We start from the raw sequence: 24379 nt of genomic DNA, 5'->3' as shown, positions 1-24379 counted from the left end.
GGTAGTCCATTCAACATCAATGTCGACTGGCATGACGCTATCGCGAGCAAGCTCGCTCCCACAGGTTATGGGGCGGTTTTAGCAATGCATCAGAACTTGAACGCCTGCCGTCCTACCAGCAGCCATTTGCCCTTCTGCTTTTGCCAGATCTGGAAGTTTTCGATTTCGGTGGGCACCACCTCAGTGCCTTTGAGCGCTTGCGCCGAGAAGTGGTGACGGACCAGCGCGACATCGCCCGAGACGGTAATGGTCTGGTTTTGCATCTCAAGGGTCTTGAAGGCGCTTTTGCCGGTTTCGATGTCGGCGATGAAGGCCTGCTTGTCCTGGATCTTGCCGCTGGAATGCCCGTAGGTCAGGTTCTCGGCGGTCAAGGCGTTCAGCTCAGGGATGTCTTTGTGCAGCATGGCCTGGGTCAGGTGGTCGACAGCCTGGGCCACGTCTTTGTCCGCGGCGGCCGGGGCGGCGGCGACGTAGCCACTGAACAGGCACAGAAAACCAATCAGCACTGTTGCTTTTTTCATGGGTGTTTCCTTGTTGTTGTAGGGATAGCGCGACGACTGCTCGAGTATTCGTCAGTCATCGTACAACGTAGCATGCGATGGAGGAAAAAAGCGAACTTGCCCGGTGACCGTACCTCGAAGTTAAAAGGGCGATGCCCTGACTTCGAGGTATTGCGCCATGCAGCCTGACCCGCGTTTACGGCACGACCTGACGTTGCTCATGGTGTTTCTGGTGATTGTCGTGGTGTCGGGTTTTGCTCCCCGCAGCCGCGTGGACTGGGCGCTGGAGAACCTGCTGGTGCTGTTGCTGGTGGGGACGCTGGTGGCGGTTTCACGGCGGTTCCGCTTGTCTGCGGTGTCCATCACGCTGGTGTTTGCGTTTCTGTGCGTGCATGAACTGGGCGCCCACTACACCTATTCCCTGGTGCCTTACGAACAATGGTCTTCGGCGTGGTTGGGCTTCAGTTTCGACCGGGCGACAGGTGCTCATCGCAATCACTACGACCGCCTGGTACATCTGAGCTATGGGCTGCTGCTGGTTTATCCGGTGCGCGAAGTGCTGTGGCGGCTGACGCCACTGCGCGGGTTCTGGCTGTTTTTCGTGACCCTGAACATCATGCTGTCGACATCCGCCTTGTACGAGCTGGTGGAATGGATCGGCGGTGCTTTCCTGGGCAAAGACACGGCGAAGGCCTTCGTCGGTGCGCAAAACGATCCCTGGGATTCGCAAAAGGACATGGCCATCGCGGTCGCCGGTGCGTTTGTCAGCCTGTCGCTGGTGTCTTTGCGCGGCATGGCGCAAAAGCAACCGGTGACGACTGCAAGGTGATCGGGTGGACGGCTTCGGCGGGGCAGCTGTCGCGGTCGGTTGATCGGTTCAGGTTTTGAGGTAGGGGGTGCCTGACAGGACGCCATCGCGAGCAAGCTCGCTCCCACAGGGGATCTCCATTTGCCGAAGATCAACTGTGGGAGCGAGCTTGCTCGCGATGGCAATAGCCCAGAAAACGCAGGACCAGCGGCCTAAAGATACTTATCCGTCACAGCCCCCTCCGAAGCACTGGACACCGTCTTCGCATACTTGGCCAGCACCCCGCGCTTGTATTTTGATTCCGGCCGCACCCAGCGCGACTTGCGCTCGGCCAGCACGGCGTCGGAGACATCCACCGTGATCAGCCGGGTTTCAGCATCGATGATGATCCTGTCGCCATTCTCGACCAGTGCAATCGGTCCGCCCTCAAAGGCTTCCGGCGTGATGTGACCGACCACGAAACCGTGGGAACCGCCGGAAAAACGCCCGTCGGTGATCAGCGCCACCTCCTTGCCCAGGCCCTTGCCCATGACCGCCGACGTCGGCGAGAGCATTTCGCGCATGCCCGGGCCACCCTTTGGCCCTTCGTAGCGGATCACGATCACTTCGCCGGGCTGGACTTCGCCATTGAGAATGCCGGCCAGTGCACCTTCTTCGCCGTGATAGACCCGGGCCGTGCCTTCGAAGCGCAGGCCTTCCTTGCCGGTGATCTTGGCCACGGCGCCGGTGGGCGAGAGGTTGCCGCGTAGAATGACCAGGTGGGAGTCCTTTTTGATCGGCTGGTCGAAAGGCCGGATCACGTCCTGGCCGGCCGGGTAGTCGGGCACGCTGGCCAGGTTTTCCGCCAGGGTCTGGCCGGTGACGGTCAGCACATCGCCGTGCAGCATGCCGGCATCGAGCATGCGCTTCATCAGCGGTTGAATGCCGCCGATGGCCACCAGCTCGCTCATCATGTATTTACCGCTGGGGCGCAGGTCGGCGACCACCGGGGAAACCTTGCCCAGCTCGACGAAGTCATCCAGGGTCAGTTCGACATCCACCGCATTGGCCATGGCCAGCAGATGCAGCACGGCGTTGGTCGAGCCGGCGAGGGCGATCACCACGCGGATGGCGTTCTCGAAAGCTTTGCGGGTCATGATGTCGCGAGGCTTGAGGTCGAGCTTGAGCAGCTCCATGACCTGCTGGCCGGCGCGGAAACTGTCCGAGGCCTTGTCGGCGCCAATGGCGTCCTGGGAGCTGGAACCGGGCAGGCTCATGCCCAAGGCTTCAATGGCCGAGGCCATGGTGTTGGCGGTGTACATGCCGCCACAGGAACCGGGGCCGGGAATCGCCACTTCCTCGATCTGCTTGACCTGAATCTCGCTGATGTCGCCCCGCGCGTGTTGGCCCACGGCCTCGAACACGGAAATGATGTCGGTGTGGCCAGCCCCCGGCTGGATGGTGCCGCCATAGACAAAGATCGACGGTCGGTTCAGCCGCGCCATGCCGATCAGGCACCCCGGCATGTTCTTGTCGCAGCCGCCGATGGTCACCAGGCCGTCGAAACCTTCGCAACCGGTGACCACTTCGATGGAATCGGCGATCACCTCGCGGGACACCAGCGAATACTTCATGCCTTCGGTGCCGTTGGCGATGCCGTCGGAAATGGTGATGGTGTTGAATATCACGCCCTTGGCACCGGCGGCATTCGCGCCTTTTTCGGCTTCGAGCGCCAGCTTGTCGATGTGCATGTTGCAGGGCGTGACCATGGCCCAGGTCGAGGCGATGCCTACCTGCGGCTTGGTGAAGTCTGCATCGGTAAAGCCCACGGCCCGCAGCATGGCGCGTGCCGGTGCGGCCTCTACGCCGTCGATTACCTGAGAGGAGTACTTGCGCAGATCGTCTTTGTCGCTCATGACTGCTCCTATCGCTGATGGCTGTTGCTCACACACTCGTTGAGAAAAACAGGATGAGTATAGAAGGCCGGGCGCCCGGGCCCGGGCTAACCGGTCGGGAACAGACGCGCGGGTAAGCCTTGTCGTGATATTCTTCGCGACAACTTGGTTTGATCTATTCAGTTTTCCTGTCCTTGAGACGGGCGAGCAGAATCACTGTCGCTCAAGTAGCTGAAGCCAATAAAGATAAAAAGTCAGTTCAGAAGGGACATTAAAGTGGGGTCGATGCGGTTCGTCGGCCTTGTGTGCCCACCCTGCAATCCTTGAGTGCCGCACCCGTGACTGCCGTGAAACACGGGGCTGTGCGCATGAGGATGGAAGGGCGGATGGCGTTTTATCATAGGTGCTACAGATGTTTAAGAAAGTGAACACAGCCCTGCTGGGGCTGGCCTTGTCGTTGGGGATGACGACAGCCCAGGCCGAAGAAGCCAAGAAAGTCGACGTACTGCTGATCGGCGGCGGCATCATGAGCGCGACCCTGGGTGTGTGGCTCAATGAGCTGGAACCCGGCACTTCGATGGAAATGATCGAGCGCCTCGACGGCGTCGCCCAGGAAAGCTCCAACGGCTGGAACAACGCCGGTACCGGTCACTCCGCCCTGGCCGAGCTGAACTACACCCCTGAAGACGAGAACGGCAAGGTTTCGATCCCGAAGGCCGTTGAAATCAACGAAGCGTTCCAGATCTCCCGTCAGTTCTGGGCCTGGCAGGTTCAGCAAGGCGTGCTGAAGAACCCGCGTTCGTTCATCAACTCCACACCGCACATGAGCTTCGTGTGGGGCGATGACAACATCAAGTTCCTGAAAAAACGCTACGAAGCCCTGCAAGCGAGCCCGCTGTTCGCTGGCATGCAGTACTCCGAAGACCCGGCTGTGATCAAGCAGTGGGTGCCGCTGATGATGGAAGGGCGTGACCCGAGCCAGAAGATCGCGGCCACCTGGAGCCCGCTGGGTACCGACGTGAACTTCGGCGAAATCACCCGCCAGTTCGTTGCGCACCTGCAAACCACGCCGAAGTTCGACTTGAAGCTGTCCAGCGAAGTACAGGACATCACCCGGAACGAAGACGGCAGCTGGCGTGTCAGCTACAAAAACCTGAAAGACGGCAGCAAGACCGAAACCGACGCCAAGTTCGTGTTCATCGGTGCCGGCGGCGGTGCCCTGCACCTGCTGCAGAAGTCCGGCATTCCTGAAGCCAAGGAATACGCAGGCTTCCCGGTAGGCGGCTCGTTCCTCGTGACCGAGAACCCAACCATCGCCGAGCAACACCTGGCCAAGGCCTACGGCAAAGCCTCCGTTGGTGCACCGCCGATGTCGGTTCCGCACCTGGACACCCGCGTGCTGGACGGCAAGCGCGTGATCCTGTTTGGCCCGTTCGCGACCTTCAGCACCAAGTTCCTGAAAGAAGGTTCGTACCTGGACCTGCTGACCACCACGACCACCCACAACGTGTGGCCAATGACCAAGGTCGGCATCAAGGAATACCCGCTGGTCGAGTACCTGGCAGGCCAGTTGATGCTGTCTGACGAAGACCGCCTCAACGCCCTGAAGGAATACTTCCCGAACGCCAAGGCTGAAGACTGGCGCCTGTGGCAAGCCGGCCAGCGCGTGCAGATCATCAAGCGTGATGAAGCCGCCGGTGGCGTGCTGAAACTGGGCACCGAAATCGTCGCTTCGCAAGACGGCAGCATCGCCGGCCTGCTGGGCGCCTCCCCAGGCGCATCGACCGCCGCACCGATCATGCTGACCGTGCTGCAGAAAGTGTTCAAGGACAAGGTCGCGACCCCTGAGTGGCAGGCAAAACTGCACCAGATCGTACCGAGCTACGGCACCCAGCTGAACGCCAGCCCTGAGAAGGTTGCTGAAGAATGGGCCTACACCGCCAAGGTGCTGGAACTGACTCCGCCACCAGCGGTGATTGCGCCGGCTGTGAAGCCAGTGACTGTCGATACGGATGCGAAAGCGCCGAAAGCTAGTGCTGCGAGTGATATGGCTCTCTAATTAGACTGCCGGATCAAAAAAAGCCCACTGAACCGGCGACGGTCAGTGGGCTTTTTTGCTCTCGGATCCCTCGAAATACCCCTGATTCCCTGTAGGAGCGAGCCTGCTCGCGAAAAACGCCAGGACAACGCGGGCACTCAGGCAGCACGCGTTATCGTTGACGTCCATCGCGAGCAAGCTCGCTCCTACAAGCTGGCGTTTATGCAATTTGGACAGACCATTGCCTTGGCGGCAGCAGGCGAGGGCAGTTTTTAGACTGATGTGAAAAAACCCACTGAACCGGCGACGGTCAGTGGGTTTTTTTGTGGGAGATGGCACAGGCAACGCTTTGAGCTCGGAGCGTCTACGCCGGCCGTAACGGGGGGGGCTGTCATCAATTGTCAAGTCACTGACGCTCAATGAGAAGCAGGCAGTTCGGCCCTGACGATACTGGTTTGTTTTCCGACCTCGGTAAGGCGAAACCGTAAGCCTGATACCTCTCCGCCCTGGCGGGAATTTGTAGGAGCGAGCTGGCTCGCGATGGACTCAAGTGCGCTGCGTTTAGTCAGTAAGCACGCGTTTTCGTTAACGACCATCGCGAGCAAGCTCGCTCCCACAGTCAGTTGCATCTCAATAAAACAATCATAGAGAGCGCAGAATGAAGTTCAGTTTTGTAGACAGCAGCCAGCCGAGCCGCCGGCGGGTTTTACGCGATGCTTTCACTTTGGCTTTGGCGGCGTCGCCGTTGGCAAGCCTGGCCAGGGCAGCCGACGAATCCGCAGCGGCCAGTGAATCCGTCGAAGACGTGACCTTTGCCGCAGGCCCACGACCGCTGGTGCAATACCCGCAAAAACGCCCGTTGACCCTGGTGACTACTCGGCCGCCGCATCTGGAGACGCCGTTCCCGGTCTTCAACGAAGGACCGATCACGCCCAATGACGCCTTTTTCGTGCGTTACCACCTGGCCAATTTCCCGACCAGCATCGATCCGGACAGCTACCGCCTGACGATCAAGGGCTTGGTCGACACGCCGCTGTCGCTTTCCCTTGCCGAGCTCAAGGCCCTTGCCGCCCCGGTGGAAGTGGTGGCCGTCAATCAGTGTTCGGGTAACAGTCGTGGCTTCTCGATGCCTCGCGTGTTCGGTGCTCAGTTGGGCAATGGCTCCATGGGCAATGCGCGCTGGGTAGGGGTACCACTCAAGGCGGTATTGGAAAAGGCCGGTGTGAAAGCCGAGGCCCGGCAAGTGACTTTCCGTGGGCTCGATAAGCCGGTGTTGCCAAGCACGCCGGAGTTCATCAAGGCGCTGGACATCAGTCATGCCATGGACGGCGAGCCCATGATCGCGTGGTCGATGAATGGCACCGACCTGCCATTTCTCAACGGATACCCGATTCGTCTGGTGGTGCCAGGCTACTTCGGCACCTACTGGGTCAAGCACCTGAGTGAGATCGAAGTCGTCGACCATACCTACGACGGTTTCTTCATGGCCAAGGGTTACCGGGTTCCGGATAACGATTGCTTCTGTATTGCCCCAGGCACCACGGCGGCGAAAACCCAGCCGATTTCCAGATTGCCGGTGCGCAGTTTCATCACCAGTGTTAAACACGGCGATGTACTGCCGCTGAACAAAAGCGTGGTGCTCAAGGGCATCGCGTTCGACGGTGGCGTTGGGGTCAACAAGGTGGAGGTGTCGATCGACGGCGGAAAAACCTGGCGTGAATCCACGCTCGGGCAGGACCTTGGCCGTTACTCCTTCCGTGAGTGGACACTGCCGATCACCTTTACCGGCAAGGGCGCCACACCATTGATGGTGCGGGCCAGCAACAGTGCTGGCGAGACGCAACCGCTGCAGGCCGACTGGAATCCCGCTGGCTACCGCCGCCACGTCGTCGAAACCACCCACGTGACCGTCGCCTGAGGAGGGCCGCATGAAACTTGTGAAATGCATGACCGCCTTGCTCTGCGCGGCTCAGGTTTGTCTGGCCACCCTGGCTGGCGCCGCGCCGCTGTCCATCACGCTGCCGCCTGAAACGGCTGCGTTCAAGCCCAGCACGATGCCTGGCTACGCTTTGGCGCAGCAGAAGTGTTCCGTCTGCCATTCGGCCGATTACATCAACTTCCAGCCGCCTGGTATGAGCCTGGCGCAGTGGACCGCGGAAGCGGGCAAGATGCAGCACGTGTACGGCGCCCCGATCAGCGACCGGGATGTGAGTGTTATCGGCGCTTACCTGGCGGTGACCTACGGCAGTGCGAAGGCCAATGATGCCGATGTTCTGGCGGCCTCGAACGCCCCGGCGGCCCAGCTCCCGGCGGTGGCTGGGGCTGGGGCAAAAGTCGACGCCAAGGCTTTGCTGCAGAACAATGCCTGTCTGTCCTGCCACGCGACCGATCACAAAGTGGTAGGCCCGGCCTACCGCGATGTGGTGGCCAAATATGCCAAGGACCCGCAGGCAATGGACAGGCTTATGTCCAGCATCCAGCGCGGCGGCAGCGGAAAGTGGGGGGATGTGCCCATGCCGCCGTTCGCGCAGTTGAGCCCGGACGACCTGAAAAGCCTGGCGACTTTTATCCTGCAACAGTAGGTCAGTCTCGGCCTGATGCGAAAAGCCCACTGAACCGGCGACGGTCAGTGGGCTTTTTTGCGGGCGCGGGTTTGTTCAAGATATCGAGGAGTGGGTTGCACTGAAGCGCTTGAGAATGTCCTGGTACATTTTCGTCCGTCGATGACCTTGGCCATATCCGCCTGCAGCAGCGACGGTGCCAGACTGGACGTGGTCCAGGTACTTGAAGATTTTGCCGGGCGAAAGGAACACGACTTTGTAGCCAAGCCTGATCACGCGGTCTTGCAGCTCATAACCGGGCACGCGGTCATCGATCTGAAAATGCAAACCCTGCTGCTTCATCAGCCTGCCATTCCATAGCGTGCAAAAGCTTTTCAAGTGGGTTTCCTTGTAGGGCTTCGGGTCCTTCGAGCGCAGGCCGAGCGATTGCTTCAGGCGTCGGTAGTGGTGCTTGATCAGGCGTGAAGTGAAGCGCCAAACGGTCCTTGGCAGTCCGCGGTTGAGTTGCTCCGTGCAACCGACCGCGATGACGTTTTGATCCTTGGTGCAGTGGTCCATCATCATCGCAAAGACGTTTGCATCGAAGACGAACGTGTCGGTGTGCATCAGGAACAGGTAGTCGGTATTGACCCTGGCCAGCGCCATGTCCAGCGCTTTGCCATGGGCGATGTGCCCCGGTTCTTTGGTGGGGGCATCGCGTTCGATCAGGTTGATCCAGTCGAGCGAGCGCAAATACTCGACGCTGGCGTCCGCCGAACCGTTATCGACCACCCAGACCGCAATGCCTGATTTTTGGACATGCTCCTGCAACAGTTCCAGGCAGATCCTGGTGAGCTCCGGAGTTTTGTAATTAACCAGAACGATGCTGAACGGTGGCTTGGCGTTTGTATCGACACGACCCATCTTCGAAATGCTCGACTACCCGAAAGGGTCGAAGACTAAAGGGGCAACCTTAGCCCAAGCTTAATTTCACCTGGGTGACACAGATGCAGGCTATCGCTACCTGACGCCTTCGAATGAACCTGTACGCACTTCGCCACTGCGGATGTAGCGGGCGATCAGCACACCCCCGGGTGAACTGATCGAATTCACCAGGGTGAAGGCTGACGCTTGTGCGTTGTCGTCGAACAGGCGCTTGCCGCGCCCCAGCAGGATGGGATGAATCATCAGCCGCAACTCGTCCACCAGGCCGGCGGCAAGCAGTTGGCGCACCAGATCGCCGCTGCCTTGGGTCAGAAGCTGAGGACCGTCCTGGCGTTTAAGCGCGTTGATCGCGTCGACCAGGTTGCCCTTCAGCGCATGACTGTTGTGCCAGGCCAGCGAGTCGGCGCGATGGGTGGCCACATGCTTGGGGACGGCGTTGAACAGGTCAGCGATGGTGTGATGGGTTGAATCGGCCTGAATGTTCGGCCAATAGGCGGCGAAGATGTCGTAGGTGCGACGCCCCAGCAGCAACTCGAATGGCTGCGAGAACAGGTCCTGTACGGCCTGGCCGGTGGTTTTGTCGGCGTAGGGCACGATCCAGCCACCGAAGCGGAATCCGCTACTGGAATCCTCTTCGGGCCCGCCAGGCGCTTGCATGACGCCGTCCAGACTCACGAATGCGGCAACGGTCAGTGTGCGCATGCTCTTCTCCTGATTCATTCCGGTTTAAGCGTTTAGACAGGGAAGTCTGCAATTCCTTGAGACCGTTCCCTGAAAGGTAGTCGAACCAGACGCTGTGAAATCGACAACAAAGTGCGCGGCCCATATACGACGAAAGTCGTATGGTGGTCTGTGCAGGTGCGTGTTAACGAGGATTTGTCTTGAAGGTGCAATTGCAAATTTGTATCATTCGGTTTCAATTCAGCGAAGCAGGGAACGCAGCGCCAAAACAATAATAAGGTCAAGGCAATGCTCAAAATGCTTCTCGTGTACGGTCATCTGCTCGCTACGTGTATTGCCCTGGGGAGGGTGTTGCAGGCGGATCACAAGCTTTGGAGTTGGCGCAAGGAAGTACTGGACCAGGCGAGGCTTGAATACCTCGATGAAACTCAGAAGATCGTCAGCCTTGCACTGCTGGCCCTTTGGGCAAGTGGACTGTTGCTGGTGCTTCAGGGTTACCTCAATGAAGGCGACGCGTATCTGCTCAATCAGAAACTCTGGGCCAAGGTGACGGTCGTCGCGCTGCTGAGCCTCAACGGTGCACTCTTGCATCGAGTCGGCTTCCCGCTGCTGCAAAAGGCTCCATTCGTCGCACTGCGCAGTGCAGGCCGCACGCGGCTCGCCTTGTTGGGTGCGTTTTCCATGAGCGGTTGGCTATTCGCCGCTTTCCTGGGCGTGGCTCGAGCCTGGAATCACGTGTTGCCTTACCTGCATGTGATGGGCGCATTCGTCGCATTCTCGTTGCTGGCCTGTTGCGTGGCACTGGCAGTTGCCGGCAGGGCGGGCAGTGTCGATGCGCAAAAAAACTCGGTACCGGGGTAGCGATCCATTCCTGTAAATTCGGGCCAGCTTCATTGCGCGGGAAAAGTTCCCGCGCATAAAAATCAGGCGAAACTGTAAGACTGACGAATTGCTCCCAAGCTGCTCCCGGATAGCAACGGGTATTGCGTTGGCACGGCTCTCGGTAAATTCATGGGATTATTTCCCACGCGGCTATACTGGGGTTATCTACCCAGGAATTCGCTGAATGCAATCGTCAACGCTGCCCACCTCGCTCCTCAAAGCCTTGCGACATGTCATGCGGCCGCTGGTGCGCCTGATGCTGCGCAAAGGCGTCACCTACCTGGTGTTTGCCGACCTGCTCAAGGAGGTTTTCGTCGAAGTGGCGGACCGTGAGTTCCGCCTGGGCGAGAAGGCACCGACCGACAGCCGCATCAGCCTGCTCACCGGTGTGCACCGCAAAGATGTACGGCGCTTGCGCAATGCCGGTGATCCGGCTGCTTCCACGCTTCCGGAAAACATCACGTTTGGTGCACAACTGGTCAACGCCTGGGCCAGCGCGCCTTTCTGCAACGACGCCGGCCAGCCACTGCCGTTGCCTCGATTGGCCAGTGTCGGCGGCGACCGCTCCTTTGACGCCTTGGTGGCGAAGGTCAGTACCGATATCAGGGCGCGGGTGGTGCTGGACGAGTGGCTGCGCCTGGGGGTCGTGCGCCTTGACGAACAAGAGCGCGTGCACCTTGAAGCCCAGGCCTTCGTGCCACAAAAGGGCTTCGATGAGAAAGCGGCTTACCTGGGGCACAATCTGCACGATCATGCTTGCGCTGCGGTTCACAACCTGAGCAGCGAAGCCCCGGCCTTTTTTGAACGCAGCGTCCACTATGACGCACTGGCCCCGATGAGCGTCGAGGCGTTACGCGAGGCCGTGGCCAGCGAGGGAATGCAGGCCCTGTTGAGCTTCAACCGACTCGCCGCCGAACTGGAGTCCCGGGACCTGCCCAGCCTTGAACCGCGCCAGCGCATCACAGTCGGCTTGTACTTCTACACTGAAGCTTCCGATCCCAACTCGCCAACAGCCCCTGAACCATGACCGTCAAATTGCGCCTGATTCGTGCAGTCGCCCTCGTTCTGGGCCTCGGGCTTGCAAGTGTGTTGCAAGCCGCCCCAGCCTGTGTCAGCCAGAATGATGCGGGCACCAGCGAAGTGCCGGTCATCGAGGCACCTGGTGGCACCGGCGGCACGGGCGCAACACCTGGCGGCATGGGCGGTACCGGCATCGACACCGACAACGGTGGGATCGGTGGTACCGGCGCACCACTGAAAAAGAGCCCTGGCGGCATTGGCGGCACCGGTGCCGTTGCAGGTGGAGTGGGTGGCACGGGCATCAGCAACGATAACGGAGGAATCGGTGGCACCGGCATTGTCGGCACCATCACCGGGTTCGCCTCGATCTGCGTCAATGGCGTGGAAGTGCACTTCAACAAAAACGTTCCTGTCAGCGAGAACGGCATCGCCAGCTCCAGTACCCGCCTGGCGGTAGGCCAAGTGGTTGCCGTGGAAGCGTTCAATTCCCGGCGCGGTCTGGAGGCCGGGCGCATTTCTATCCTGCACGCCTACGAAGGCCCTTTGACAGCCCTGCCGCGCGACTCCATGCCCATGCGCGTCATGGGGCAACCGGTACGCCTGGCCAACGGTGCCCAGGTCGCTGCCGGCCTGCGTCCGGGGGATCCCGTGCGGGTCAGCGGGCTGCGCGATGCTCGTGGCGAAGTTGTGGCCAGCCGCATCGATCGGGCGCCCGGCCTCAAGGAGGCCAGTGCCATCGGCCCGGTGGATCGCAGTGGCTATCTCCAGGGGCTCAAGCTCAGCAATCACCCAGGCCCGGCGCAGGAAATGCTGGTGCGCGGCCATTGGTCCGGCCGCGAGCTGGACGTGAACCAAAGCCGCCCCGATCCGAGCCTGCCTTTCATTGGCCGGGCACACAATGCGGTGATCGAGGGTCTGGTACAGGGCCGGCAGGACCGCCATTTGGTGGTGGGCGGCATTAATGTGACGCTGGCGCACGACACCGTGTTTGTCGGTGTGCAGGCTTCGGAGCTGGCGCTGGATCGACGGGTGCGGATCAACGGCGTGTTCACCGGCGCGCGGGAGGTGCAGGCAACGCGTATTGAATTGCCCCGCGATCGCTCCGATTCGCCAGCGAGCAACCGGTACGGACGACACGGCACCAGCGAGCAAGACACCGACGACTCAAGTGGCTCGGGCAACTCGATCGACTCAAGTGGCTCCGACAACTCCGGCAACTCTGACAGCTCGGGGAGTTCAGGGAGCTCGGGCGGTGACAGGAGCGGCCGCTCCGAGAGCGAAGGCCGCGTTGTCGACGATGCTCGCCACGGGGGGAGTGACAGTCATGGCGGTGGCGACAAGATTGAACGCGTGGACGTGGACGTGGACGTGGACGTGGACGTGGATGTGGATGTGGATGTGGACAAGTCCGGCAAGTCAGAGCGAGTCGAGAGGGTCGAGCAATCCGGCAGAATCGAGAAAGTGGAGAGGGTAGAGAAGGTAGAGAAGGTGGAGAAGGTGGAGAAAGTCGAACGTCCGGAGAAAGTCGAGAAAGTTGATCGGCCAGAAAAGGTTGAGAAGATAGACAAAGTTGATCGGCCAGAAAAAGTTGAGAAGGTCGAAAAAGTCGAGCCGGTTGAAAAAGTCGATCGCTCTGGCAAGTCGGGTTAAGCAGTGCAGTCATGATGCACTTTCGTCATAAGTAACTAGGCTGGGTAAGTCACGCAACAAATCATGCGTGTGAACTTCGATGACGTCAGACACGAGGTGAACATGGATCCCAAGCGCATCCTGCTCGTCGGTTGGCTTGCCAGCCTGGCTTTGCCGACCTTGGCCGATACCTTTACGACCTCGATCGGAACCGACTACTCACGAGGCGACTATGGCACCGGTACGACTTCCGAAACATGGTACGTCCCGCTGGTGGGCAGATATGAAACCGGCCCCATGACCTACAAGCTCACCGTGCCCTGGCTGCGCATCACCAATCCTTCGGTCGGCCCTGACGGCGAGCCGCTGCCCGGCGGCTGCGGCAAGGTGGAAAGCGGTCTGGGCGACACCGTTGCCGGTGCCGACTATGCTGTGCTGGACGGCAGCGTTGGCGGGCTGTTCGTGGACCTGATCGGCAAGGTCAAGTTGCCAACCGCCGACGAAGACGAGTGCCTGGGCACCGGCAAAACCGACTATTCCGCCCAGGTCGATGTCGCCAAAGCCTTCGGTCCTGTGACCGGGTTCGCGACCCTGGGCTGGAAAAAGTTCGGCGACCCGTCGGGCTCCGACTTCGACAACCCGATATTCGCCGGCCTGGGCTTTGCCATGCCCGTGTTCGTGCGCACCACGGCGGGCGTGTCCTACGACTGGCGGCAGAAGGTCGTTTCCACGGGTGACGAAATCAAGGAGCTGACGCTCTTCCTCACGCACAAGCTCAATCAGGAATGGAAGTTTCAGTTATATGCCGTCAAGGGCTTTTCCGACGCCAGCCCGGACGGCGAGGCCGGGCTGTTGCTCAGCCACGCTTTCTGATTCCTGGCCATTGCCTGTCAGGTAACTTCCAGCATTGATGCGTTTCACCGCCTCGACTCAGGCCCTTGCCTCACTCCCGGGCGTTTTGCAGTTCAGTTTTTCTTCTTGATCAGTTTATTGATGTAGTACTTCAGGCTCAAACGATCCTTGGGCCTTGGTTTGTAGTGGGTTTTGTTTCTTTGTGCCGGATCGATCGCCATGGTTCCCGCGGTGTAGTAATAAAGCGCAATAGACCTGCGGGTGATGTGTTCCGGAGTCGTTAAAGGCTCCGGGTGCCCATGATTGCTGTCCTTGTCTGTGTTGAAAATGACACAGCGATTGTAGATGGGCAGGACTTTTTTAAGGCAGGTCTTCATGCCGACATCCCAAAGTTCCAGGTTGCCGCCGTATTCCTCTTGCCAGTCTTCATTCAGATAAATGATGATGTTCAGTCTGCGTTCAACATTAAGTTTTTTGTTGAGCCGGAAGTCCGAGTGCACCCCCAGGAAACCACCGCTTTTTGTTTCGTGCAGACCGCCACCGGTAAAGTAGGGGTCGGGTATCAAGCCTTCGATGCCAGTGAGCTTTTCAAGAAACTGCAACATGGGGGCCGAGTTAAAGGCGTTGAAAACAGTCTTCAAATAAGGGTCGCATTCGTTGGGACTGATTTGACGTTTGCGTTGACCTTTATAGCCGCGCTCGTAGAGCATTTCGTTGTTGGTTGGCTCGACCGGGAAATGCGAGCAGATGCTCGCAATCAGGTCTTCGTGCAAGAAGTTGTCGATGACTATGTGCGGAAATGGCGTAGCCTGAACATAGCTATCGGTCAATGAGGCACCAAAGGCGCTGGCGGCATTCTGGTCGAAATCAAGCTCCGGGGACAGGGTGATAGGTAGTGCCTGAGTGATGGGTGCCATTACCGCTCCAATGACCTGATATAAAAACCTGTGGGTGACTTCACGCAGCGTTGAATGCACTGCTCGTTGCGTCTATTCGCAACTCAATTTGTTCTGTCGTCCTTGTTCAGACGCTTAAGGATGTTGTTGTACATTTTGGTTCGTCTATGATTTTTAGCATAGCCGCCAACCGCTGCAACAGTGCCGGACTGAATGTGATCCAGATAGCTGAAAATTTTACGCGGTGATAGCATTTCAACGACATAACCCAGTTCGGTCATGCGGTCCTGAAGCGTATAGCCTGGCACGCGATCATCCATCGAAAAGTGCATGTTGTGCTGTTTTACAAGTTTGCAGTTCCACAATGTGCAGAAACTTTTCAAGTAGACTTCTTTGTACGGCTTTGGTTCTCTGGAACGCAATCCCATGGAGATTTTCAGGCGTCTGAAGTGATGCTTGAATAGTCGTGAGCTATAGCGCCAGACAGTTCTGGCGGTGCCGCGGTTAATTTGCTCGACACAACCGACGGCCACGACTTTTGGGTTTTTCAAACATTTATTCAGCATCATCGGAAAAACATTCTTGTCGAAAACAAATGTATCGGTGTGCATCAGGAATAAATAATCGGTGTCAATTCGCTCGAGAACCAGGTCAAGTGCCTTGCCATGGGCAATATGGCCCGCCTCTGGTTCGGAAACAGAGCGTTCAATCAAATTGATCCAGTCAAGCGTTCGTAAGTACTCAGTGCTTTCATCGGCGGAATAGTTGTCAACCACCCATACCGGGACGCTGTTGCTGCCAAAATGCTGGTGTAATAAGTCCAGGCATATCTTGGTGATTTCAGGTGTTTTGTAATTTACTATAACTACGCTGAAGGTTTTGGAGTTTTCAGTCAGTAAATCAGGGTTGTTCATCGTTCAGGTGCTCAATGTTATTCTATTTAATTGTATGAATTAATTTGTATACAATTTTTTCTTGTTCGCCGCGCAAAAACTTGCATGGCCATAGAGCACAATTTGTTAAGTCGCTTTGTCATGCATAATAACCACGGGCTGCTCAGACCCGATGGAGAGCGGTAGAAGCGGACTTCATCGTATAAGGATCTGCTCTGCAGGTAAACATTTTGACTTGATTCGTTACATCAGGAGGCTGGCCGGGCCAGCATCCCGGGACGGTGTGAACTGCTCTTGCGCAAGGCATTCAGGCAATTTGTAACGTCATGTGGTGTGCCAGCACGTTCTGCAATTCACTGCTTGTAGCCAATCTGCCGCAACAGGTTCTTGCGCCACAGGATGTCTTCATCGCCTTCGATGTCATTGGCACAAAAGCCATCCACTACGCCAAGGATCGCTCGCCCTTGCTGCGTCTCAGCGAGAATCACTTCGGTCGGATTGGCTGTTGCACAAAAAATACGGCATACCTCTGGAACCATTTTGATGGTGTTCAACACGTTCAGCGGATAGAAACCGTCGCCCAGGAAAATGATGAAACTATGGCCGGCGGCGATGGCTTTCGCATTTTTCTGTGCAAGTTCAATCATTGAGCTATCGGTGCCAGACCATCTCACCAGGCATTGACCAGAGGCTTCACAAAAGGCCACGCCAAACTGGATACCTGGCACGGTATTGACCAGCGCTTCGTGGATGTCCTCGACGGACTTGATGAAGTGCGTCTGGCCCAGAATGAAGTTCGTCGCATCCGGCTTTTCGATTTTCAACGTGATGAGTTGCATCTCAAACGCCTCCTTTCACGATGTTGCCAGGAGAGCCTGGCCACAAACCAAAGCATAGCTACTCATTGGTTATTGCTGCGTCCTCTGTCTGTTTTTGGCCAATTGCTCAACGCGTGCCTTGGACCTGATATGTGGTCGTTGACACTTGGGCTGAGGGTACTAATCTAAGATGTGTGGGAATATTTCCCACGCATAGATACCAGCTGGCTTTGAGGGACCGTACGGATACCGCAGTGGCTCGCTATTGCTGCAGATTGATGGCCGTGCCGGTTGGCGGGCCGCTCCAATGGGCGGCCGGGAACTCACTGGACATTGCGTTCGATACGGAGGTGAAAACGCAACTCCAATCGGAGGTGCATCATGCTGCTCAAGAAATGTTTGTTGGCTCTGGCAATAGGCGGGGTACTGTCGGCATCGACTGTCCTGGTGCCCGATTACATCAGTAGTTTCTCCAGCGTGTATGCCAAAGATGGCGGCAGCGGCGGTGGTGGTAGCGGCGGAGGCGGTGGCGGTCACGGCGGTGGCGGCGGTTCCGGAGGCGGTGGTCACGGTGGTGGCGGCGGCTCCGGAGGCGGTGGTCACGGTGGTGGCGGTGGCTCTGGAGGCGGCGGTCACGGTGGTGACGGCGGCGGTGGCGGAGGCGGCCATGGTGGCGGCAGCGGCGGTGGCTCCGGCAGTGGAGGCTCCGGAGGCGGTGGTCACGGTGGTGACGGCGGTGGCGGTCATGGAGGAGAGGGTGGCGGTCATGGTGGTGACGGCCACGACGGTGACGGTCGTGGAGGCCCGGGACGCGGCGACGCTGACCATGGTGGTATAGCCGGGAACAAAGGCCCGGGCAATGCGCGTGACAACGACAACGCCAAAGACAATGATAACGATGCCGCAGATGCTGCCAGGGACGCGGCCAGGGCTGATGCCAATGCAGCCCGGGACGCTGCTCGGGCTGATGCAGATGCAGCGCGGGATGCGGCAAAAGCGACTGCGGACGCCGCCCGTGACGCCGCCAGAGCTGAGGCGGATGCAGCCCGGGATGCCGCAAGAGCTGCTGGCGTATCGCGCGCAGAAGCGGATGCAGCCAGAGACGCTGCCCGGGCCGCTGCGGATGCAGCCAGGGACGCTGCCAAGGCCGAGGCAGATGCAGCCAGAGATGCTGCTCGGGCTACTGCGGATGCCGCGAGGGACGCAGCCAAAGCCGAGGCGAACGCAGCCAGAGAGGCTGCCAAAGCTGGGGCGAGGGATGTAGCGGACGCCCCGGATGCACCGGATGCGCCGGATGCTCCAGACGCACCGGATGCACTGGATGCACCGGATGCTCCAGACGCACCAGATGCACCAGACGCGCCGGATTTCGACACGGCTGAGGTGCAGAACTAGGCCTGTATGTTCGGCATTGAACACTGCAGGCATCCCGTAGATTACGTCCCGGGAGTTTGAAGGACGTATCGGCAATGAGTCGCAAGCCCTGAAGAATCTCGGGGCTTGCGACTTTTTTTCGAAATCTGTTGCAGGTCCGAAACACTGACGAGGATGACGCAAGTGGAGACGGAACTGGGCGGGTAAGCAATTGCCAGCCGTTCAAAATCCCCCGAACCCTCCGTTTTTCCTGAACCAGCCGATTTAACGGGTTAGTCCGGCACGACAATATGTGCCGGACACTTCCACCACCGGAATTTACTTGTTAATCGACACGATCGAGGCGCTGTTACCCTCTAGCCGGAAGGAAAACGATACCCGGTCTCCTGGCGCCAACCCTGACAACTGATCTTGCGTCACGGAAAAAGCCATCGTCATCGGTGGCCATTGCAGGGCGGGAACGGCGCCGTGGGAGATGGTCACCGTATGCTTCGCAGTATCGATAGCCTTGATCGTGCCTTCGGCATTGGATACCGGAGCCTGTTTTGTTTCCTGCTTCATCGGCATGCCTTCCATGCCGTCCATTTTCATGCCCGGCATGTCCTGCGCGTGGGCAGAAAGTGAAAGCGCGAATAGGGTGCTTGCGACTGCGGTCAGGGTGAGTTTCATATGACTTTACCTTGAGGTGTGGTGGGTACAGGCAGGAGGTGCCGGCGGCGCATCAATCGATAGGCTGCCGGAATGACAAACAGGGACAGCAAGGGGGCCGTGACCATGCCGCCGACCATGGGCGCGGCGATACGGCTCATCACCTCACTACCGGTTCCGCTGCCCAACAGAATGGGCAGCAGACCGGCAATGATGACGGCAACGGTCATGGCCTTGGGTCGAACGCGCTGCACGGCGCCTTCACGAATCGCCGCCACCAGCCCGCGTTCAGTGCTGTCACCGAGGTCTTCACGTTCGGCCCAGGCGTTTTTCAGGTAGAGCAACATAATCACGCCGAACTCGGCAGAAACGCCGGCCAAGGCGATGAAGCCGACCCCCGTGGCGACCGACAGGTTGAAGCCCAGCAGATAGAGAAACCATGCCCCCCCAGTCAATGCGAATGGCAGAGTGGCCATGATCAGCAGGGCCTCATCGAATCGGGCAAAAGTCAGGTAGAGCAACACGAAGATGATCAGCAGCGTGGCAGGCACCACCAGTTTGAGTCGTGCGTTGGCCCTTTCGAGAAACTCGAACTGTCCCGAGTAACTGAGACTCATGCCTGGCTGCAACCTGACCTGTTCATTGACGACCCGACGAAGATCGGCAACCACCGAGGCAATATCCCTGCCTCGAACATCGATGTACACCCAGCCTGAAGGCCGTGCGTTCTCGCTCTTGAGCATCGGTGGGCCGTCACTGACCTTGACCTTCGCCACTGTGCCAAGGGTGATCTGACTACCCAGCGGGGTGTAGATCGGCAGTCGTTCCAGGGCGCCGAGCGAGTCGCGCCACTCCCGTGGGTAACGTACGTTGATCGGGAAACGTGCCAGACCTTCAATGGTCTCCCCGACATTTTCACCACCGATGGCACCGGCCACGATGGACTGCACATCGGCGATGTTCAGCCCGTAACGAGCAGCAGCCTTGCGGTCGATATCCACATCGATGTAGCGGCCGCCAGTCAGCCGCTCGGCCAGGGCCGAACTGACACCGGGCACGTCCTTGGCCACTCGCTCGACCGCCTGGGTGACCGCATCGATTTCCGCCAGATTGGTGCCGGCAACCTTCACACCGATCGGGCTCTTTATACCCGTCGCCAGCATGTCGATACGGTTACGAATCGGCGGTATCCAGATGTTGGTCAAACCGGGAACGCGCACCACGCGATCCAGTTCCTCCACCAGCTTTTCCTGAGTCATGCCTGCACGCCATTGCTCATGTGGCTTGAACTGGATGGTGGTTTCGAACATTTCCAGCGGTGCCGGGTCGGTAGCGGTTTCGGCACGACCGGCTTTACCGAAGACGTGTTCGACCTCTGGTACGGTCTTGATCAACCGGTCGGTCTGTTGCAGCAGTTGCGCCGCTTTCTGCGCCGACAATCCCGGCAGGGCAGAAGGCATATAGAGCAGGTCGCCCTCGTCCAGCGGGGGGAGAAACTCGCCACCCAGGCGAGACATTGGCCATAGCGCACTGACAAAAACCAACAGCGCAACCAGTAGCGTGATCTTTGGGCGGCGCAAGACCGCGTCCAGGGCCGGCTGATAGATTCGAATCAACCACCGGTTCAACGGGTTCTGTTGCTCACTGGGAATTCGCCCCCGAATCCAGTAGCCCATCAGCACCGGCACCAGGGTCACTGACAATCCCGCCGCTGCGGCCATGGCATAGGTCTTGGTGAAAGCCAAAGGGCCGAACAGCCGTCCTTCCTGAGCTTGCAGCGTGAACACCGGAATGAACGACAGGGTGATGATCAGCAGACAGAAGAAAAGCGCCGGGCCTACCTCCACCGCTGCTTCGGTCATTACATGCCAATGACGCTCGCCCTTCAGTTCCTCCCCTGGATTGGCTACGTGCCAGGCCTCAATCTTTTTGTGGGCGTTCTCGATCATCACCACGGCGGCATCGACCATGGCGCCGATGGCGATGGCAATTCCGCCCAAGGACATGATGTTGGCGTTGATGCCTTGGTAGCGCATGACGACGAAGGCAGCAAGCACCCCCACCGGCAGCGAAATGATCGCCACCAGCGATGAGCGCAAGTGCCAGAGAAAGATCCCGCAGACCAACGCGACGACGATGAACTCTTCGATGAGCTTGTGGCTGAGGTTTTCCACCGCGCGGTCGATCAGCTTGCTGCGGTCGTAGGTGGTGACGATTTCCACCCCGGCCGGCAGACTGCTTTTCAGTTCGTCGAGTTTGGTCTTGACCGCTGCAATGGTCTGGCGAGCGTTCTTGCCGCTGCGCAAAATCACCACGCCGCCGACGGTCTCGCCTTCGCCGTCGAGTTCGGTGATGCCACGGCGCATTTCCGGTCCCAATTGGATCGTGGCAACATCGCCAAGGGTCACCGGAACACCGCCCGAACCCAGCTTGAGCGGGATTGCCCGAAAGTCATTGAGCGTTTTCAAGTAGCCGGACGCGCGCACAATGAACTCGGTCTCTGCCATCTCCAGCACCGCGCCACCGGTTTCCTGATTGGCCTTGCCGATAGCGTCGGTCACCTCAGCCTGAGTGATGCCGAAGCTGGCCAGTTTCAGCGGGTCCAGCTGCACCTGGTACTGCTTGACCATCCCCCCCACGGTGGCCACTTCCGCCACGTTGGGCAGGGTCTTGAGTTCGAACTTGAGAAACCAGTCCTGAAGCGCGCGCAGTTGCGCCAGGTCGTGTCCACCACTGCGATCCACCAGTGCGTACTGGTAGATCCAGCCCACTCCCGTCGCATCCGGCCCCAACGCCGGCTTGGCGCTGGCCGGCAACCGGCTTTGTACCTGGCTCAGGTACTCCAACACCCGCGAGCGAGCCCAGTACAAGTCCGTACCGTCTTCGAACAGCACGTAAACGAAGCTGTCGCCGAAGAAGGAGTAACCACGCACGGTTCTGGCGCCCGGTACCGAGAGCATGGTGGTGGCCAACGGATAGGTCACCTGATTCTCGACAATCTGCGGCGCTTGTCCTGCATAAGGGGTGCGGATGATCACCTGCACATCCGAGAGATCTGGCAGTGCATCAATGGGTGTGCTCTGCACCGTCCAGATACCCCAAGCCGTGACGAACAACGTCGCCAGTAGTACCAGGAACCGGTTGGCCACTGACCAACGAATGAGGGCAGCGATCATGGCTGGCTCCCCGATTTGGCCAGGCGCTCGACACGCAAGCCATCGTCGGTCTGGCTCACCGTGACCCGAACCTTGTCACCCGCCTTGAGGCCCTGCATCAGCGCCGCACTGGCGAGAGGGAAAGTCATCGTCATGCCAGGCATGCCCAGCGTCTTGAAAGGACCGTGGGCGAGCGTAACTTCTTTGTCGTCGATCTCAACGATCTGCCCATCCGCCTCATGCAAACTGGCGGCTGCTCCACTGGCGGGTGACTCTTGCTCGGAGGTAGTAACAATGCCCTTGAGACTGGCCTCGGAATCGAGGAGGAACTGGCCAGACGTAACCACCTTCCGGCCTTCTTCCAGACCTTTCAAAATCTCCGTCTTGCCATCGCTTTCCTGCCCGGGTTGCACCTCCACCGGACGGTAGCGGCCGGCGTCTTCGGCGAGCATTACCAGGGCACGTCGGCCAGTGCGGATAACCGCCTCACTAGGCACCCACAACACACTGTGCCCGGTCGAGTGGCTGAGGCGGACCTGCGCGGTCAAACCTGGTCTCAGGCGTCCTTCGGGATTGGGTAACTCGACACGTACGCGAAGGGTGCGACTGTCCGGATTGGTCTCGGGCAAAATCGCACTGACCTTGCCATTGAACATTGTCCCCGGGAAGGCGGGCAGTCGCGCTTCGACTGCCTGCCCCACGGTGATGGCTCCGGCATCCGATTCCGGAACGGCCACGGCGAGCCAGACACGGCTCAAGCCATTGACGCGTGCCAGAGTCTCGCCAGCCGCGACGGTCATACCCGCACGTACGTTCAACTCTTGCAGCACGCCGCTGATGGGGCTGGTGATCGTCAGGTTCGGCTGGACTTTGCCACTGCGCTCTACCTGGGTGATCAGCGCCGCCGGCATCCCTGTGAGCCGCAGTCGCTGGCGGGCCGCAGCCAACAGGTCGGCATCAGCGTTGCGCTTGAGGGCAAGGAACTCTGTCTGGGCGGCCGCCCACTCCGGCACCAGGATATCCGCCAGTGCCGCATTGGCTTTGAGCAGGTCGCCTGGAGCATGGGCATAGACTCGCTCCACGAAGCCGGCTGTACGTGCCTGTATCACCGCCACATCACGTTCGTTGAATGCCAGGACACCTGTCACATCGAGGCTGGAGTCAAAGACTCCACGGGTGACAGTCGCAAAACGCAGACCGAGATTCTGGGTCAGACCCGGATCGATGCTCACGGTCGCACGATCCTCGTCACCGCTGGCGTACCGGGGTACCAGTTGCATGTCCATGAAGGGGGATTTGCCCGGTTTATCGAACTTTTGCTGCGGGTACATGGGGTCGTACCAATACAGTGCCTTGCGTTCGTCCGGCGAATTGAGTTTCTGCTCCCGGGCGGTAACAGGTACCGCGCTCATGCGCGGGTGAGCGAACCAGTAGCCACCGGCAACACCCAATGCCAGCGAGACGCCAACCAGCAATGCTCCGTTCCATTTTTCAAGGATCATTGGCCGGACTCCCCATAAGCAAAATACAGACGCGCACTGGTCAGCGCTCGCTGCTCCTCCACGTCGATCTGTTTGAGTCGGGCTTCGATGAGTTCGCGTCGGGCGGCGACAACGGCGTTTAAATCGCCTGTGCCGGCACGGTAGCTGGCCATGCTGAGTTCGACCTTTTCCCTGGCCAGCGGCAGCAGGCTTTCCTGGTTGCGGGTTACCGCACGTTTGAGGTGCTCATAGTCAGCCAGTTCGTTTTCCAGTTGCTGAGTGTGTTCCCGTGACAGGGCTTCGCGCTCAGCCTCAAGCTGGCTGAGTTCAGCCTGTTTGGCTGCGATTTTGGGGTTTTGCCGGGAGTCAGGAAACAGTGGCAAGTCCCAGGACAATTGAACACTGACCATGTCGCCGAATTGGCGATCGCGATGTTGATAGTCGAGCTCCCAACTCCAGTCTGACTTTTTCTCCGACTCGGCTTCACGAACCTTCGCTTGCGCCTCGCGGGTCATCGGCGCAAACGCTGCCAGCTCGGGGTGGTGTTGCAGTTTATGGGCGTAGCTCGAGGAATCGACAGGCCACTGCGGCAAACTGCCCACAGGTTTGTCGTTGGCTGCGGAGCCAATCCAGCGTTTGAGGGCCGCTCGGGCCTGCGCTCTCTGGAGAACCAGATCGTCCTGCTGCTCCGCCAGTCGAGCCGCTTCTTGCCTGGGCGTCACCGCATCGGCGGGTTGAGCGCGACCACCGGCAATCCGGGCCCGGACGGTATCGGTCAGCAGGCGGTTTTCTTTGTAGAGGTCCTGGAACAGCGCATCTTTGCGCTCGACTGAGTAGCTGTTGATCCAGGCCACTGCCGTGGACTGGCGTACGTTCAGTCGTGCAACCCGACGCTCGGCGGCAGCGCGATCAACGGCGGCGTTGGCGACCTCGATGCGAGCCTTGCGTTTGTCACCGTTGGGCATCTCTTGCCTGACCCCGACCATTTGCATGGTCATGAAGTCGTCGTTGATGCTCCAGCGATCCGGGCCGCCGATGGGGTAGTTCTGCACACCTGCCAGCAACTTGGGGTCAGGTAATTCACCCGCTGGAATAGCCGCACTGCTGGCAGCCTGAATCTTTGCATCTTGTGCAGCCAGCGACGGCGCATTGTTTTCGGCCAGGCGCAGCGCTTCATCGAGGGTCAGCGCGGCAGCGAAGCTCGGCAATGCCAGTACGCTTGCCGCCAGACCGGCCACGAGGGACCAGCCTGTGCAATAGCACTTGGAGTTCATGTTTACGATTCCTGTGATCATCCACTGCACGCGTCAAAAAGACATGCGCACAGCCAGTCCATCCCGCTAAT

Annotated in this window: 20 protein-coding genes; 9 read left to right on the top strand and 11 right to left on the bottom strand. The window is 59.1% G+C overall.

Features of this window, described 5'->3' with window-relative positions:
• Positions 1–89 precede the first annotated feature (89 nt).
• Positions 90–521 carry a nuclear transport factor 2 family protein gene (locus PSJE_RS25985; RefSeq protein WP_090454827.1) on the bottom strand — a complete coding sequence of 144 codons (432 nt, stop codon included), beginning with the start codon at positions 519–521 and terminating at the stop codon, positions 90–92.
• Between the two features lie 157 nt (positions 522–678).
• On the opposite strand from PSJE_RS25985, the gene PSJE_RS25980 reads away from it, so the two are divergent.
• Entirely contained in the window at positions 679–1329 is a 651-nt protein-coding gene (locus PSJE_RS25980; RefSeq protein ID WP_090454828.1) for a DUF2238 domain-containing protein, read from the top strand.
• Between the two features lie 191 nt (positions 1330–1520).
• On the opposite strand, the gene ilvD is transcribed toward PSJE_RS25980, so the two are convergent.
• Positions 1521–3203, bottom strand: coding sequence for a dihydroxy-acid dehydratase (gene ilvD / locus PSJE_RS25975; RefSeq protein WP_090454829.1), 1683 nt, complete (start codon positions 3201–3203; stop codon positions 1521–1523).
• Between the two features lie 391 nt (positions 3204–3594).
• Between ilvD and mqo the strand changes: the two genes are divergently transcribed.
• The 3 genes from mqo (at position 3595) to sorB (ending at position 7802) form a co-directional block, all read left to right on the top strand.
• Positions 3595–5241 (top strand): malate dehydrogenase (quinone), encoded by a 1647-nt coding sequence (mqo, locus tag PSJE_RS25970; protein WP_090454830.1) that lies wholly within the window; start codon positions 3595–3597, stop codon positions 5239–5241.
• 637 nt (positions 5242–5878) lie between these two features.
• Entirely contained in the window at positions 5879–7138 is a 1260-nt protein-coding gene (gene sorA / locus PSJE_RS25960; protein WP_090454831.1) for a SorA family sulfite dehydrogenase catalytic subunit, read from the top strand.
• 10 nt (positions 7139–7148) lie between these two features.
• A complete protein-coding gene (gene sorB / locus PSJE_RS25955; RefSeq protein WP_090454832.1) occupies positions 7149–7802 on the top strand; it encodes a SorB family sulfite dehydrogenase c-type cytochrome subunit in 654 nt (217 codons plus the stop codon).
• A gap of 75 nt (positions 7803–7877) precedes the next feature.
• On the opposite strand, the gene PSJE_RS25950 is transcribed toward sorB, so the two are convergent.
• Positions 7878–8684 (bottom strand): glycosyltransferase family 2 protein, encoded by an 807-nt coding sequence (locus tag PSJE_RS25950; protein ID WP_090454833.1) that lies wholly within the window; start codon positions 8682–8684, stop codon positions 7878–7880.
• A gap of 96 nt (positions 8685–8780) precedes the next feature.
• Entirely contained in the window at positions 8781–9407 is a 627-nt protein-coding gene (locus PSJE_RS25945; protein ID WP_090454834.1) for a dihydrofolate reductase family protein, read from the bottom strand.
• Positions 9408–9674: 267 nt separating this feature from the next.
• On the opposite strand from PSJE_RS25945, the gene PSJE_RS25940 reads away from it, so the two are divergent.
• The 4 genes from PSJE_RS25940 to PSJE_RS25925 all read left to right on the top strand — a co-directional run bounded on the left by PSJE_RS25940 (position 9675) and on the right by PSJE_RS25925 (position 13790).
• Positions 9675–10247 carry a DUF2214 family protein gene (locus tag PSJE_RS25940; protein ID WP_090454835.1) on the top strand — a complete coding sequence of 191 codons (573 nt, stop codon included), beginning with the start codon at positions 9675–9677 and terminating at the stop codon, positions 10245–10247.
• A 205-nt stretch (positions 10248–10452) separates the two neighbouring features.
• Positions 10453–11295 carry a DUF6502 family protein gene (locus PSJE_RS25935; protein ID WP_090454836.1) on the top strand — a complete coding sequence of 281 codons (843 nt, stop codon included), beginning with the start codon at positions 10453–10455 and terminating at the stop codon, positions 11293–11295.
• Positions 11292–12938, top strand: coding sequence for a DUF5666 domain-containing protein (locus PSJE_RS25930; protein WP_090454837.1), 1647 nt, complete (start codon positions 11292–11294; stop codon positions 12936–12938). Before PSJE_RS25935 ends, PSJE_RS25930 begins: the two co-directional genes overlap by 4 nt.
• Positions 12939–13040: 102 nt before the next feature.
• Positions 13041–13790: a hypothetical protein gene (locus PSJE_RS25925; RefSeq protein ID WP_057715372.1), complete on the top strand. Its 750-nt coding sequence runs from the start codon at positions 13041–13043 to the stop codon at positions 13788–13790.
• Positions 13791–13882: 92 nt separating this feature from the next.
• Here PSJE_RS25925 and PSJE_RS25920 read toward each other — a convergent pair whose 3' ends face one another.
• The 3 genes from PSJE_RS25920 to PSJE_RS25910 all read right to left on the bottom strand — a co-directional run bounded on the left by PSJE_RS25920 (position 13883) and on the right by PSJE_RS25910 (position 16397).
• A complete protein-coding gene (locus tag PSJE_RS25920; protein WP_057715371.1) occupies positions 13883–14686 on the bottom strand; it encodes a 2OG-Fe(II) oxygenase in 804 nt (267 codons plus the stop codon).
• 83 nt (positions 14687–14769) lie between these two features.
• Positions 14770–15579: a glycosyltransferase gene (locus tag PSJE_RS25915; RefSeq protein WP_057715370.1), complete on the bottom strand. Its 810-nt coding sequence runs from the start codon at positions 15577–15579 to the stop codon at positions 14770–14772.
• A 332-nt stretch (positions 15580–15911) separates the two neighbouring features.
• Complete coding sequence (locus PSJE_RS25910; RefSeq protein ID WP_057715369.1) at positions 15912–16397, bottom strand: adenosine-specific kinase; 486 nt, start codon at positions 16395–16397, stop codon at positions 15912–15914.
• Positions 16398–16757: 360 nt separating this feature from the next.
• Between PSJE_RS25910 and PSJE_RS32370 the strand changes: the two genes are divergently transcribed.
• Positions 16758–17771: a hypothetical protein gene (locus tag PSJE_RS32370; RefSeq protein WP_208601455.1), complete on the top strand. Its 1014-nt coding sequence runs from the start codon at positions 16758–16760 to the stop codon at positions 17769–17771.
• 297 nt (positions 17772–18068) lie between these two features.
• Here the strand turns inward: PSJE_RS32370 and PSJE_RS25900 are convergent, their stop codons facing one another.
• From PSJE_RS25900 to PSJE_RS25885, 4 genes are read right to left on the bottom strand one after another with little or no spacing between them, the layout of a single operon-like run.
• Positions 18069–18419, bottom strand: coding sequence for a copper-binding protein (locus PSJE_RS25900; protein ID WP_090454838.1), 351 nt, complete (start codon positions 18417–18419; stop codon positions 18069–18071).
• On the bottom strand, positions 18416–21574 hold the full coding sequence (locus tag PSJE_RS25895) for an efflux RND transporter permease subunit (RefSeq protein ID WP_090454839.1): 3159 nt from the start codon (positions 21572–21574) through the stop codon (positions 18416–18418). Before PSJE_RS25895 ends, PSJE_RS25900 begins: the two co-directional genes overlap by 4 nt.
• Positions 21571–23055 (bottom strand): efflux RND transporter periplasmic adaptor subunit, encoded by a 1485-nt coding sequence (locus tag PSJE_RS25890; RefSeq protein ID WP_090454840.1) that lies wholly within the window; start codon positions 23053–23055, stop codon positions 21571–21573. The genes PSJE_RS25895 and PSJE_RS25890 overlap by 4 nt, the downstream gene beginning before the upstream one ends.
• Positions 23052–24308, bottom strand: coding sequence for a TolC family protein (locus PSJE_RS25885; protein WP_090454841.1), 1257 nt, complete (start codon positions 24306–24308; stop codon positions 23052–23054). The genes PSJE_RS25890 and PSJE_RS25885 overlap by 4 nt, the downstream gene beginning before the upstream one ends.
• Positions 24309–24379: the final 71 nt, after the last annotated feature.

The organism is Pseudomonas jessenii (assembly GCF_002236115.1).
Lineage (GTDB): Bacteria > Pseudomonadota > Gammaproteobacteria > Pseudomonadales > Pseudomonadaceae > Aquipseudomonas > Aquipseudomonas jessenii.
Note: the sequence above shows the minus strand (reverse complement) of the source record. Positions and strands in the feature narration are given on the sequence as shown.

Bases quoted from the DNA above. Each gene is read 5' to 3' on its own strand.
- PSJE_RS25985 (WP_090454827.1), bottom strand. From the start codon at position 521: ATGAAAAAAGCAACAGTGCTGATTGGTTTTCTGTGCCTGTTCAGTGGC.
- PSJE_RS25980 (WP_090454828.1), top strand. From the start codon at position 679: ATGCAGCCTGACCCGCGTTTACGGCACGACCTGACGTTGCTCATGGTG.
- ilvD (WP_090454829.1), bottom strand. From the start codon at position 3,203: ATGAGCGACAAAGACGATCTGCGCAAGTACTCCTCTCAGGTAATCGAC.
- mqo (WP_090454830.1), top strand. From the start codon at position 3,595: ATGTTTAAGAAAGTGAACACAGCCCTGCTGGGGCTGGCCTTGTCGTTG.
- sorA (WP_090454831.1), top strand. From the start codon at position 5,879: ATGAAGTTCAGTTTTGTAGACAGCAGCCAGCCGAGCCGCCGGCGGGTT.
- sorB (WP_090454832.1), top strand. From the start codon at position 7,149: ATGAAACTTGTGAAATGCATGACCGCCTTGCTCTGCGCGGCTCAGGTT.
- PSJE_RS25950 (WP_090454833.1), bottom strand. From the start codon at position 8,684: ATGGGTCGTGTCGATACAAACGCCAAGCCACCGTTCAGCATCGTTCTG.
- PSJE_RS25945 (WP_090454834.1), bottom strand. From the start codon at position 9,407: ATGCGCACACTGACCGTTGCCGCATTCGTGAGTCTGGACGGCGTCATG.
- PSJE_RS25940 (WP_090454835.1), top strand. From the start codon at position 9,675: ATGCTCAAAATGCTTCTCGTGTACGGTCATCTGCTCGCTACGTGTATT.
- PSJE_RS25935 (WP_090454836.1), top strand. From the start codon at position 10,453: ATGCAATCGTCAACGCTGCCCACCTCGCTCCTCAAAGCCTTGCGACAT.
- PSJE_RS25930 (WP_090454837.1), top strand. From the start codon at position 11,292: ATGACCGTCAAATTGCGCCTGATTCGTGCAGTCGCCCTCGTTCTGGGC.
- PSJE_RS25925 (WP_057715372.1), top strand. From the start codon at position 13,041: ATGGATCCCAAGCGCATCCTGCTCGTCGGTTGGCTTGCCAGCCTGGCT.
- PSJE_RS25920 (WP_057715371.1), bottom strand. From the start codon at position 14,686: ATGGCACCCATCACTCAGGCACTACCTATCACCCTGTCCCCGGAGCTT.
- PSJE_RS25915 (WP_057715370.1), bottom strand. From the start codon at position 15,579: ATGAACAACCCTGATTTACTGACTGAAAACTCCAAAACCTTCAGCGTA.
- PSJE_RS25910 (WP_057715369.1), bottom strand. From the start codon at position 16,397: ATGCAACTCATCACGTTGAAAATCGAAAAGCCGGATGCGACGAACTTC.
- PSJE_RS32370 (WP_208601455.1), top strand. From the start codon at position 16,758: ATGCTGCTCAAGAAATGTTTGTTGGCTCTGGCAATAGGCGGGGTACTG.
- PSJE_RS25900 (WP_090454838.1), bottom strand. From the start codon at position 18,419: ATGAAACTCACCCTGACCGCAGTCGCAAGCACCCTATTCGCGCTTTCA.
- PSJE_RS25895 (WP_090454839.1), bottom strand. From the start codon at position 21,574: ATGATCGCTGCCCTCATTCGTTGGTCAGTGGCCAACCGGTTCCTGGTA.
- PSJE_RS25890 (WP_090454840.1), bottom strand. From the start codon at position 23,055: ATGATCCTTGAAAAATGGAACGGAGCATTGCTGGTTGGCGTCTCGCTG.
- PSJE_RS25885 (WP_090454841.1), bottom strand. From the start codon at position 24,308: ATGAACTCCAAGTGCTATTGCACAGGCTGGTCCCTCGTGGCCGGTCTG.